This window comes from Caballeronia fortuita (assembly GCF_001544835.2).
GTDB classification, from domain to species: domain Bacteria; phylum Pseudomonadota; class Gammaproteobacteria; order Burkholderiales; family Burkholderiaceae; genus Caballeronia; species Caballeronia fortuita.
In genome coordinates, this window is sequence record NZ_FCNX02000001.1 from 513,016 (window position 1) to 524,967 (window position 11,952).

Sequence of the window (11,952 nt, forward strand, 5' to 3'; positions counted from 1 at the left end):
CGCAGAACTCCAAAGTCTGAGCGCATCGCCGATTCCCTCGCCATAGTTGACCTACGGCGTTGATTTAGGGCAGGCGCTTGATGGCCGCTGATAGCGAGTGCCCGGAAGTCCAGAATCCCGACCAAGGGTCGCTCGATTGAAAGCTCAGATACTCGCGTGCGGTCTGCACGTTCCACTGGGCTCCGCTTTTTAGGTCGTGAAGCTGTTCCCATGCGACAGGCATCGATACCCCCATCCCGGGTCGAGCTCGAGCAGAGAACGCTGCAGCAGTGGTTTGCGCCTTCCCATTGCGCAGGTAATCAACATAAACCTTGCCGACTCTATTCGACGGCCCGGATACTGCAGAGAAGCGTTCTGGAATTGTCTTTGCGAGGTGGCGGACGAATGACTGAGAGAAAGTTTTGACCGTCGCGTAGCCCAGCCGGGGAGCAAGTGGAACGACGACATGCAGACCCTTTCCGCCGCTCGTCTTCAGCCAAGCCTTTAGGTCCAGTTCCCAAAGCAACGCTCGAACGAGTTGAGCAGCTTCTTGAACGTGAGGCCACTTCACGCCTTCACCGGGGTCGAGGTCGAAGATGACGCGGTCAGGTTTGTCCAAGCGAGAGACGACGGAGTTCCACGTGTGGAACTCGATGGTGTTCATCTGTGCAGCGGCTAACAGTGCGTCCGCCGTGTCGACGGTCAACAACGGCGGGTGACCCGGCCACAGTTCGCGGTCGTGAGCCGCCAAGCCCGGCATCGCGGTACGCTCTGCATGCTTTTGAAAGAAGAGCTGGCCGGACACACCCTCCGGCGCACGAACCAGCGCAACGGGGCGGTCCTTCAAGTGAGGCAACATCCACTCGGCGACGCTCGCGTAGTAACGGACAAGGTCGGCCTTCGTGACGCCCGATGACGCGTCAATCACTCGCTCGGGGTGGGTGATTTTTAACTCGGGAGGCGTCGTAGGGAGCTCAGTTTTCCCGCCCTCGCGGACGACGCTCCTGGCGGGCTTATCGAGTCGTAACCCTCGAAATGAAGCCTGTCGAACAACACCTTCCGCGGTCCATTCTGCAAACTCAACTTCTGCGACCATGGTCGGCTTCACCCACCGCTCACTTCCGGCCGCGCGTCTTGACCATCGTCCGGGCTTTTTCACTGGCGTGTCGAACGGCGCTGCATCCTCTTGAAGCGGTGCCAGTTGCTGCCAGAGTTCTCGTGCCGTCCTGGAATTCCAGCCCGTTCCGACGCTTCCGGCGTCATGGAGCTTCCTTCCGACGTAATAGCCGAGCAGTAGGCTGCCAACCTCGCCAGCGTTGCCGCCGCGACCGGTCATGCCGCAGATGACGAACTCCTGGCGCAATCTCGCTTTCGCTTTCAGCCACGTTTCGGTGCGACCCGACTGATACGGCGCGTCTCGGCGCTTCAGCACGAGACCCTCGAGACCGAGCCCGGCTGCGGCCTCGAAAACCTGGACCGGCGGAGCGTCGAAGTCTTGGCTAAAGATAAGGTGCTCGCCGCTGCCTTCGAGAAGAGACGCTAGCCGGGCGCGCCTCGCCCACAACGGCACCTTTCTCAAGTCTTGTCCTTCCAGATACATCAGGTCAAAGAGAAAGTAGACGATGTCTGCATTGGCCGCTCCGCCGATTGCATCTTGGAGTGCCGAGAAACTGGGAATGCCGTCCTTCAATACGACAATCTCGCCGTCGAGCCAGGCGCTTGAGACAGCGAGCTTTTGTATTTCCGCTTTGAGCGTCGGAAACTTCGCCGTCCAGTCGTGACCATTTCGAGTGAACAGCTTGACTCGCTTTCCGTCTATACGAGCCAGCAGCCGATAGCCGTCCAGCTTTGTCTCGGTCACCCAATCGCCGGTCGTGGGAAGAGTGTTGGCAAGCGTTGCGAGCTGCGGCTCAAGCTTCGCAGGTAACGGTGCGTCTTGCGCAGCGGAGAAGTCAGCGTCTTGCTCTGTCGCCCGCGAACGTCTCGCTGCTCTCGGCTCACGTTCTTCGACAAGCCCGAGCGGATTTGTGATGACGCTGTCAGGAAGTGCTTTGATGACGTCGTATTCATCGAGCGGGCGCGCCCATTCGTCCCGCTTCTTGAAGAGCATCCATTGGTCTTGTTTGTCGTCGGGCTTTGAGATACGCACTAACTCCCATAAGCCGGCGAGCTTTTCGCCATGCAGGCGGAACACGAGCTTGCCGGCTCCCATGCCCTTGACCGCGTCGCCGACCGGTTCCCATGTTCCCCGGTCCCACACAATCACCGTACCGGCGCCGTACTGCTTTGGCGGAATTGTGCCTTCGAACCCGGCGTAGTCGATAGGATGGTCTTCGACGTGCACAGCCATCTGCTTTCTGCTGGGGTCGTAGGATGGACCTTTGGGAACGGCCCACGATAGCAGTACGCCACCCAGCTCCAGTCGGAAGTCGTAGTGCAGACGGCTCGCCCAGTGCTTCTGGATTACAAAACTCAGGCTGCCTGCATCGCCGGCCGTTTGAGCGGACGATGCGGACGGCTCGGGGGTGAAACTGAAGTCGCGCTTCTTCCGGTAGCGTGAAAGCGGCGGGGACTTCGTGTCATGACGCGAAACCATGTTGGCAGTTAGGAAGGCGACGTGCGAGCCGGTCGCACACCTTTCGCGATAGGTCGGAACCCGCGCTCGGGAGCCATCGCTCACGCAGCATCGTTGCGCTCGGAGCCGTCGCCGGCCTCCTTGTCGTCGTCCGTCTCGATGCGTGTAATGCCGCCGGTGGCGGGCGGGTCGCTTGCCGGAAAAGTTTCCTCGACCGACTCATCGATAAGGTCCTCGGACTTTTCGTTGTTCGGGTTCTGCTCTCTCGTCTTCGTAGCCATGTTCGCTCCGCATCTTGCACGACTGGGAAAGCAAGCGATATGCCGACATTTGGGACGGCGCCCTAGCGTGCGGCTGTGGCCCCGCTGCGGATGCCTCGGCACGGGCGGTGCTATCCTGTCCACGGCGCCCCGGGGCCGTGCCCGACGGTTGCGTCCTTTTCGCCCGGCAAACTCCGACTGCCGGCTAGGAGAAGCCCATGGCAGCTCGCTCAATCGCGTCGCTTTCTCTATCCTTCGGATTGGTCTCCATTCCGGTTCGGCTCTACTCTGCCACTGAGAGCTCGTCGGAGGTCCGGTTCAACATGCTGGCGCCAGATGGGTCGCGCGTGAAGCAGCAGTATGTCTCAGAGACCACGGGAAAGGTCGTCGAGCGAGCTTCGATGCAAAAGGGATACCAGTTTGAAAAGGACCGATACGTTGTCTTCACCGGCGAGGAGTTGAAGGCACTGGAAGAAGGCGCAAGTCACGTTGTCGAAATCGTCTCCTTCGTTCCGGAGAAGGCGGTTGACCCTTTGTTCTACGACAAAGCTTATTTTATTGCGCCGGACAAGCGAGGCGGGAAGCCGTACAGCCTGTTACAGCGGGCGCTTGCTGAGACTGGCCGATGCGCGCTGGCGAAATGGTCCTACAAAGGGAAGACCCGAATCGTCCAGATACGCCCGACTGACGATGGTATGGTGTTTCAGCAGCTGCTCTTCGCAGATGAAGTCCGCTCGTTGAAGGACCTGGACATCGAGCAGGTGGCGGTCTCTGACGCCGAGTTGAAGCTTGCCGTCCAAATAATCGAACAGGGCGCCGAAGACAATTACGACGCATCCGCATATGAGGACGAAGAGAAGAAGCGCATTCTCGCAGCAATCGACCGAAAGATTGAAGGCGAACAGATTGTCGCGCCTGCGGGCGGCGAAGGTGCGCCGACTGGCGAGGTCATTGACCTGATGGAGGCGTTGCGTGCAAGTCTGGCAAAGAGCGGCGAGAAAGCCAAACCGTCTGAAAAGCGCAAACCTGCAATGAAGGCGGTTGAAGAGCCAGTGGTTCCGAAGACGCGTAAGCCTGCCGCCCGAGCGCCGAAGGTCGCCACCGAGGCTCCAGCGAAGGTGCGTGCCCGCAAGTGAGCAAGCGCGACGTATCGCATCACGTCTCGCTCGCCAAGCTTCAATCGATGCTTGGCGTTTCGCGGCGCGTTGTTGACGGGCTCATTGACCTGGGACTGGTCACGCCGACCCGCGGACCGCGTAACGCGCTGCGCTTCACGTTCCAGGACGTCGTCTTGTTGCGCACAGCGCTGCAACTACGAACGGCAAAGACAACTCCACGGAAACTGCGAGGAGCGCTTGTGCGACTCAAGCGCGAGCTCCCGGATGAACTCCCGCTGTCTGGGATTCGCGTCGCCGTCGAGGGCGACGCGATTGTCGTCAAGACAGGTCCCTCACGCTGGGATGCAATCACGGGACAGATGTTGCTCGACTTTGAAGTGGCGGAGGTTAAAGGCGATGTCGTCCTGCTCGATGCATCACCCGAGCGCAAGAGCGTTGCGGCAGCTCAAGCCCGGGAGCGCTACGAGCTGGCCGAACAATTGGTAAAGACCGACGCGGATGCCGCCGAGCGCCACTATCGGCGCGCCATCGAACTAGCGTCAGAACCGTTCTACGCGGCGTACGTCGATTTGGGCGCTCTGCTATGCGAGCAAGAGCATCAATGCGGCAAGGCGCTCGAGGTATTTGACGAAGCACTACGGCACTTTCCGGACGACGCAATTCTGCACTTCAATCGAGCGGTGGCGCTCGACACGATGGGGCGCCTCGAAGAGGCCCGGGCGAGCTACGAGCGGTGCCTCACCCTGAACCCTGACTACGCCGATGCCCATCACAACCTCGCGATGTTGCTGGAAAAGCGCGGTGACCGACGTGGGCTAATCAGGCACCTCAACGCCTACCGAAGACTGAGCAGCTGACGAACTAGCGCCGTCGAAAGCCAATGAACAGGGAGCATACATGGCTACGCAGTTACAAGGCAAAGTAGCGCTGGTGACGGGAGCAGCGTCGGGAATCGGTCTGGCGAGTTCGCAGATGCTCGTTGCCGCTGGAGCGCGTGTGGTGCTGGCGGACCGCGATGAGGCAGCACTCGCATCCGTTTGCAAGCAGTTGGGTACTGCGGCGATTCCGCTGTCAGTGGACCTTCTCGACCCGAGTGCGTGCGCTGCGTTGGTGGCCCGGACGCTCGAGGCTGCGGGTCAAATTGACATTCTTCACGCGAACGCGGGCACCTATGTCGGCGGCGAACTAATAGACGCAGATTCAGCGGCAATCGACCGGATGTTGAACTTGAACGTCAATGTCGTCATGAAGAACGTGCATGATGTCCTGCCGCACATGATTGCGCGAAAGACGGGCGACATCATCGTGACGAGTTCGCTGGCGGCTCATTTCCCGACACCATGGGAGCCGGTATATGCCTCGTCTAAGTGGGCAATCAATTGCTTCGTGCAAACGGTGCGCCGGCAGGTTTTCAAGCACGGCATTCGAGTTGGGTCCGTTTCCCCCGGACCGGTGATTAGCGCGCTTCTCGCGGACTGGCCCGAGGAGAAGTTGAAAGAGGCGAAGGAGGCTGGCAGCCTCATCGAGCCGAGCGAAGTTGCAGACGTCATTGAGTTCATGCTGACACGGCACCGAGGATTGACCATCCGCGATGTTGTGCTAATGCCGACGAATTTCGACTTGTAAGGCCGCTTTCTTCAGGCTTAGCGTTTCTTCCGACGATGCGGCGTTATCAACTGACGGCCGTGGAGCCTCTCGCGGCGGCCGGCGTGTCCGTGCTCCGCGTCGCCTAACGCTACCCAGAATCTGACCGATTAGTTTCGGCTACACACGCTGCTTCTCTTCACAATCTCGGTCCGATGTCTGATGGTGTCTTCGCTCTCTCGTCAACGCCGCGCGGTCAAAAGAGCTCACCCCTCCTCTAGCTGTAGCCCACTGACGTCATGGACGCTCTTCGCCGTGCAGATTCAAGCTTTGGCAAAGACTTGAACTGAGGCTGACGCGTCCTAAAATGCATCATCATGACAACGCCTTCCTGCACACCGATATGACATTTCCTGTTAGCGGCGATTTGCGAGCGCAGACAGAACTCCTGACCTTTCTCGTCATCTCGCACCTTGCGACAAAATTCGCGACCGGTGGATGGATGTCAACAGAGAATACTGTCGAGTCTTCCGCCTACTGGTCGAAGGCAATGCAGCGTGATGAAGACCTCGTGGCCAGGGTCATGCTAACAAGTCGAGCGCTATTGATTGCGAAGGTCATCGAAGCTGAGACCGGTCTTACGCTGAGCGGAAGTGCCTTAGCTTCTATTTTTGACAGCAATCTGCGGCTTGACTTCGCGTCTGCAACGACCCGAGAAATTTACAAGCGTTGTGAGAAGTATCTGTTGGCGGTGCAGTAGTCCGTGAAGACGTTTCTTTGTTCGCTCGCAGCCCGGAACTTCCAGAAACTTCCGTGGGGTGCCGTGAAGCGTTATTTCCTCATTAGTCGGGAGCCAAGACCGAGTGCGTTCGCTAGCTGCCAGACGTACACGCGTGAGTATTGCACTCCAAACTTTCTCTCGATGACCTCACGCAACCGCGCGTTTGTCCAAGATTCAGATTCAAACCCATGCTTGGTGGCTGGCTCCTGCAGGGCAGCAGCTATCCATTCTAAATCGCTCTCACTCAACGCCGAAGCTTTCCCGCCGACCTGCATTTGCTTGAGCGCTTCGAGCCCGCCTTCGTGAATAAGTGCTTCATAACGCCTGACGGTTGCCGGAGCCATCCGAAGATGTTCCGCGACTTGCTTGACCGTCCAGCCGTCGAGCAGCAACTGACCTGCTTGTAGCCGACGAGAAACGCTTGGAAGGTTCTCCGGCGGCGTTCGCATCAGGCACCTCCGTCAAAAGGCCACGGACAAAAATCCCGGGCGAACGAGAATCACCCGAGCGGTACCAAAAGAAACTTCCCAATAAATATACTTTGACGACGAATTAGGCCACCCCGAAACCCCAAAAATTTATCTTGAATTCGATGCTCAAAGCGAGTATCTCTCGGGCCAATCAATTCAACCGAAGCTTCAAAAACTTCTTGGCAGTAAGCAATCTGTTTGCTATCGTTTTCTTCGAGGGCGCGCGCTCCGAGGCGTTCGCCGTCTCCTTCGTGCATTCCAGTATCCGCTCGCGCTCTTTAGTAGTGCACATGAGTAGCGCGGATTGGCCTTGTGCGTCGGGGCGGGATTTCCCTGTTCTACCGCAGGGACCGCCAACATCCGGAGTGTCGAACAATGAGAAAGGCACTATTGGCGGTTATTGCGGCGGCGTTTGCCATTGTGACGGACACAGCCCTGTCACAAACTGCTGCGGATGATGCAAACAAGAGCAATAATCCGCTGAACTTGGCTGCATCTTTCAACGTACAGAATTACTTCACGCCATCGCTTTTCGGGGCAGGCGGGCACACTAATGATTTTCTGCTGCGCCCGACCATCCCGCTCGGTCCTAATGGCATTGTTCCGTTTCCAGAAATCTTCCGGCTTACTGTTCCCATTAGCACGAGACCTGACCCAACTGGCGGATACAACACCGGGCTTGGCGACATCAACCTGTTTGATATTTTCCTCCTTTCGCAAGGCGAAACCCAAATAGGCGTCGGACCGCTTATCACAATGCCAACCGCGACTGACCCGACTCTCGGCACCGGAAAGTGGCAGGCAGGCCTCGCAGCGGTGGCGGTCAACGCCAACAAACAACGGCTGCTCGGTGCACTGGTGCAGTGGCAGCACTCCTTTGCAGGTCAAAGTAGCCGGCCAACCGTCCAGTCGTTGACCACGCAGCCGTTCGTTATCTGGAATCTTCCAGAGGGCTGGTATCTACGGTCAACCGGCATCTGGACGTTCGACCTTCAGCACGGCTCCTATTACATCCCGGTAGGCCTTGGCGGCGGAAAGACCTGGAGAAGCGGCTCGACGATTTTCAACGCGTTCATCGAACCGCAATATTCGGTGGCGCACTCCGGAAACGTTCCTCAGTGGCAGATATTCGCCGGCCTGAACATGACGTTCGGCAAGTAGCGAGAGACCGTTGCTATGAACCTCCGAATCCATACGATTCCGACTACAATTCGCTTCGCATGCCTAACGTGTATGGTATCGGCTCTTGGAGGAAGCCCCACGCCTTCCTGGGCCACTGAGGGCGGCCTCGGCCGGCCGATTGCCGGTATGACCGTCCTCTCGGGTATCGGCATCGTGCCGCCAGCACCCGTCGACATCGTCAGTCTCCAGCAAATATACATAGACGGCTCCATTAGTGGCAGCCGGCAAGTTCCGATTGCCGGCAAGACCTCGCTGGGCATCAATGGGGAAGTGGCCTTCACGCTCGCCTCCATATTGCACGTCTGGGGTGAGGCGGGAGGATGGGACTTCGCAAGTGCCGTAACGCTCCCTTACGTATGGACGAAAGTCACGGGTTCCCTTTCGGTTGGTCCCTTGTCTTCGTCGACCAGCGACCGGGCGTCAAACCTGTTTGATATGTACTTCACCCCTATCGAGGCGGGGTACCACCTGACGAAAACTGACCATATCGCATTCAGCTTCAATTTTTGGGCACCGACGGGCCACTACGATGTGAACGCGCTGGCTAATCCTAGCCTTAACAACTGGACTTTCGTGCCGCAGGTCGCATACACAAAGCTCGTGCCGCAATACAACCTCGAGTTCGATGCTGTTCTGGGTCTGCAGTTCTACACGAGAAATTCCGCGACGGACTATCAGAACGCGCCGCTCCTGACGCTTGATGCGATGGGCCTCAAGAAGTTTGGGAATGGCGTGGGCGTCGGTGTGGTTATGGGAACGGTCCAGCAATTGGGCAACGACAGTGGACCGACTGCTGACCGACTGAATGGCTTCGTCGGCCATGACTTCGCGCTTGGCCCCATCGTGACTTACGACACCAAGATTGGCGGCAAACACCCGTTGTCCGCAAGCATCAGATGGGTGCCAAGTATCGCAAGCACAAACCGCCTGAAGAGCACGAGGAGCTTCCAGGCGACGGCCACCGTCGCTTTCTGACGCGCGACATTGAGGACGATTCAATGCGAAATTCACTCGTTGGCCCTGGTTTCTGCTTCGCTGTGGCGCTGCTTTATGGATGCGCGTGGGACAGGCGGCGCGCCGTCCCGGCGTCTGCGACCCCGCGGCCTACCGAGCCGGTGCATCAAGCGCCGCCGGTTGAAGCGACGCCGTGTAATGCGGGCGCGTCTCATATCGATGAAGGCGCAACAGACGCACTTAGCCGCATAGGCGGTTATCTCCAATCGCTTCCGCAGTTCGCGGCGCGCGCAGACACGTCCACTGACCTCGTGCTCGACGACTGGCAGAACACAAGCTATCTCCATGAGACAGTCCGCGACGTCCAGCGTCCGAACCGGACTGGAGCGGAGGTGCGGGGTAGTCGCAGGCCTCGCGGCATCGTCGTTTCCGCTATCTCATCGCGCGCAAGCTCGGCGTGTCGATGAGCACCGACCTAGCGCACGGACCGGGCCAGAACGCGTTCCACATTCAGGTTGGTAGTGCCTGGCGCTGAGTAACGTCGCTTCCTATGGAGGAACTGATGGATACGAACACCGTTCACGAAATTGCCGCCTTGCTCCAGCGCGCGGCCAAACAAAAGAAGCTGGTGACTTACCAGCGGCTGCATTCGCTGTTCGTGCCGGGCCAGACCCTCACCGAGCGGTATCGCGCTCTACAGGACGCCGCACAGTTGCTGAGTGACTGCAGGAGCCTCGACTATGGATGCCTCATGGCACTTGACAGCGGCTTGCCGGGTGACGATTTCTTCGCGAGATTTCGGCGCAACAGGCCGGCAGAGTTTCAGGCAGTAATGGGATTCGCTTCGCCGGGTCGCTCCAGAACCAAGAAGCGTCGGATTGCTGAACAGGAACGAGCGCGGGTATACGAACACGCGAAGAAGTATGCCGGCAACTATGCACTTTCCGAACGAGCAGCCGTCTTTCGCCCTCAAGAAGCTTATGAAACGTATTGACAGGAGCAAGCCATGAACTCATGTTTTTCCCTGCTTTTTGCTTCCGGCACGTGGAGAGTCCTTCTCGTCGGCTCATGTCTAGGGCTTCTTGTCAGCGGATGTGCGACAAGCGAGCCATCATTGGCCGCCTCGGCCAACTCGTCTGGCGCACTGCCGGTCGGCGCCGCCACATCCGCCACCGCCGCAAGAAACAAGGCGGTCCTCAGTGAACTCAACTTCAACGACAGGGCGAGCTATGACGCGGTCAAACGAGGCCTCATCGCTCAGCTTCCCGACCCGGTCATTCGCGGCAAAGGTGGCAACGTCGTGTATGACGGCGACAAGTTCAACTTCGTTAAAGGGCCGTCGCCTGACACGGTAAATCCCAGCTTCTGGCGCCAGTCAGAACTCAACGCCCAACATGGCTTGTACAAGATTGCCGACCGCATCTATCAGTTTCGCGGCTACGACATCGCGAACATGACCTTGATTCAAGGGGATACAGGCTGGATTATCATCGACACGACCACCTCTGCGGAGGTTTCGGCCGCCGGGCTCAAGCTCGCTAACGACACATTGGGCGCGCGACCGGTCAAGGCCGTTATCATCACGCACAGCCACGCCGACCACTTCGGCGGCATGATGGGAGTGCTGACACCCGACGACAGTAAATCCAAGCGCGTGCAAATCATCGCGCCGGCCGGGTTCGTCGAGGAGGCTGTGAGCGAGAACCTCTACGCTGGTAATGCGATGGGCCGGCGAGCGAGATTTTCCTATGGCGACGGTTTGCCCACTGACCCTACTGGTTCAGTCGGGACCGGGCTCGGCGTAAATCTCTCTCAGGGCTCTATTGGCCTTGCGTTACCGACCACGACAATTACCAAGACAGGCCAAACGCTCAAGGTCGACGGGCTGGACGTCGTGTTCCAGAATGCCCCCGGAACCGAGGCACCTTCCGAAATGATGTTCTATTTTCCGCAACTGAAGGCTCTGTGCCTCGCGGAAGATGCGACTTACGTGATGCACAATCTGTACACGCTGCGGGGAGCGAAGGTACGCAGCCCGCTCGTGTGGGCGAACACGCTTACCGAGACGCTCGAGCTCTTTGGCGACAAGGCTGACCTTGCGTTTGCTTCACATACCTGGCCGACATGGGGAAACGCCAACATCAAGAAGCTTGTTTCCGACCAGCGCGACATGTACAAGTTCATCAACGACCAAACGTTGCGCCTGGCGAACCAGGGTTACAACGCCTCCGAAATCGCAGAACGCATTAAGCTTCCGGACACTATCGGGAAGCAGTTTTATAACCGTGGCTACTACGGCAGCCTCAAACATAACGTTAAGGCTACGTACCAGCTTTACCTCGGCTTCTTCGATGGCAATCCGGCGACGCTTGATGAACTGCCGCGCACCGAAACGGCGAGCCGGTACGTGGCTGCAATGGGCGGTGCGGATAATGTTCTTCGGCTGGGACGTGCGGCCTTCGACAAAGGCGATTACCGGTGGACGGCTGAGCTTGTGAACTACGTCGTGTACGCCGACCCGACGAATCAGGCAGCTCGTCAGCTGCAAGCGGCTGCGCTGGAACAGCTTGGCTTTCAGGCAGAGTCAGCGACGTGGCGAGGCTTCTATCTGATGGGCGCCCAAGAACTGCGCACGGGCAAGCGGATGGCAGCAGCCACACTTGTCGACCCTCGCACCATCCCTGTGCCGATGGCTGTCGACTACGCCTCTACACTCATCAATCCGGACCGAGCTGGCGGTGTAGCGAAGAAGGTGAGGTTAACTGTGACCGACGAGCATCAGCAGTTCACGTTGACGCTCAAGAACTCTGTACTGATTCTTGACAAGCCGAAGCCTGGCGAGCCGGTCGACGGCAGCTATGAACTAACCGGACCGCAATTCGGTGCCATTGTCGGCGGGCAGGCAAAGACTGCGGACCTGGTCAGCTCGGGAGCGGTGAAAGCAACAGGCGACGCGAGCGCACTGGACTCCATCGTCGCGCTAATTGATAGACCGGACCCAGCGTTTCCGCTTGTCACACCCGTCGACAGCAAGTAGGCGACAGTCCTG

13 protein-coding genes are annotated in these 11,952 nt (G+C 58.5%); 9 read left to right on the forward strand and 4 right to left on the reverse strand.

Going from position 1 to position 11,952, the window contains the following annotated elements; translation table 11 throughout:
• Positions 1-64: 64 nt before the first annotated feature.
• A complete protein-coding gene (ligD, locus tag AWB77_RS02425; RefSeq protein WP_061132773.1) occupies positions 65-2,575 on the reverse strand; it encodes a DNA ligase D in 2,511 nt (836 codons plus the stop codon).
• 80 nt (positions 2,576-2,655) lie between these two features.
• Positions 2,656-2,835, reverse strand: a complete 180-nt coding sequence (locus AWB77_RS02430; RefSeq protein ID WP_061132774.1) for a hypothetical protein — start codon at positions 2,833-2,835, stop codon at positions 2,656-2,658.
• 197 nt (positions 2,836-3,032) lie between these two features.
• On the opposite strand from AWB77_RS02430, the gene ku reads away from it, so the two are divergent.
• The 4 genes from ku (at position 3,033) to AWB77_RS02450 (ending at position 6,276) form a co-directional block, all read left to right on the forward strand.
• The gene (gene ku, locus AWB77_RS02435) at positions 3,033-3,950 is read left to right on the forward strand and encodes a non-homologous end joining protein Ku (protein ID WP_061132775.1); all 918 of its coding nucleotides are present in this window, start codon (positions 3,033-3,035) and stop codon (positions 3,948-3,950) included.
• Positions 3,947-4,789, forward strand: a complete 843-nt coding sequence (locus AWB77_RS02440; protein WP_061132776.1) for a tetratricopeptide repeat protein — start codon at positions 3,947-3,949, stop codon at positions 4,787-4,789. The genes ku and AWB77_RS02440 overlap by 4 nt, the downstream gene beginning before the upstream one ends.
• 40 nt (positions 4,790-4,829) lie before the next feature.
• On the forward strand, positions 4,830-5,558 hold the full coding sequence (locus AWB77_RS02445; protein ID WP_061132777.1) for an SDR family oxidoreductase: 729 nt from the start codon (positions 4,830-4,832) through the stop codon (positions 5,556-5,558).
• A gap of 325 nt (positions 5,559-5,883) precedes the next feature.
• Complete coding sequence (locus AWB77_RS02450) at positions 5,884-6,276, forward strand: hypothetical protein (RefSeq protein ID WP_157694726.1); 393 nt, start codon at positions 5,884-5,886, stop codon at positions 6,274-6,276.
• 71 nt (positions 6,277-6,347) lie between these two features.
• Here the strand turns inward: AWB77_RS02450 and AWB77_RS02455 are convergent, their stop codons facing one another.
• Together AWB77_RS02455 and AWB77_RS35530 are read right to left on the reverse strand one after the other, a co-directional pair.
• Positions 6,348-6,746 carry a helix-turn-helix domain-containing protein gene (locus tag AWB77_RS02455; protein ID WP_061132779.1) on the reverse strand — a complete coding sequence of 133 codons (399 nt, stop codon included), beginning with the start codon at positions 6,744-6,746 and terminating at the stop codon, positions 6,348-6,350.
• 50 nt (positions 6,747-6,796) lie between these two features.
• Positions 6,797-7,024: a hypothetical protein gene (locus tag AWB77_RS35530; protein ID WP_157694727.1), complete on the reverse strand. Its 228-nt coding sequence runs from the start codon at positions 7,022-7,024 to the stop codon at positions 6,797-6,799.
• 118 nt (positions 7,025-7,142) lie between these two features.
• Between AWB77_RS35530 and AWB77_RS02460 the strand changes: the two genes are divergently transcribed.
• The 5 genes from AWB77_RS02460 to AWB77_RS02475 all read left to right on the forward strand — a co-directional run bounded on the left by AWB77_RS02460 (position 7,143) and on the right by AWB77_RS02475 (position 11,940).
• Complete coding sequence (locus AWB77_RS02460) at positions 7,143-7,928, forward strand: hypothetical protein (RefSeq protein WP_061132780.1); 786 nt, start codon at positions 7,143-7,145, stop codon at positions 7,926-7,928.
• A 72-nt stretch (positions 7,929-8,000) separates the two neighbouring features.
• Entirely contained in the window at positions 8,001-8,924 is a 924-nt protein-coding gene (locus AWB77_RS02465) for a SphA family protein (protein ID WP_082852561.1), read from the forward strand.
• Positions 8,925-8,947: 23 nt separating this feature from the next.
• Entirely contained in the window at positions 8,948-9,370 is a 423-nt protein-coding gene (locus AWB77_RS37375; RefSeq protein WP_374728669.1) for a DUF2092 domain-containing protein, read from the forward strand.
• Positions 9,371-9,465: 95 nt separating this feature from the next.
• Positions 9,466-9,897 (forward strand): hypothetical protein, encoded by a 432-nt coding sequence (locus tag AWB77_RS02470; RefSeq protein ID WP_061133131.1) that lies wholly within the window; start codon positions 9,466-9,468, stop codon positions 9,895-9,897.
• 12 nt (positions 9,898-9,909) lie between these two features.
• Positions 9,910-11,940 carry an alkyl/aryl-sulfatase gene (locus AWB77_RS02475; protein WP_063936466.1) on the forward strand — a complete coding sequence of 677 codons (2,031 nt, stop codon included), beginning with the start codon at positions 9,910-9,912 and terminating at the stop codon, positions 11,938-11,940.
• Positions 11,941-11,952 lie beyond the last annotated feature (12 nt).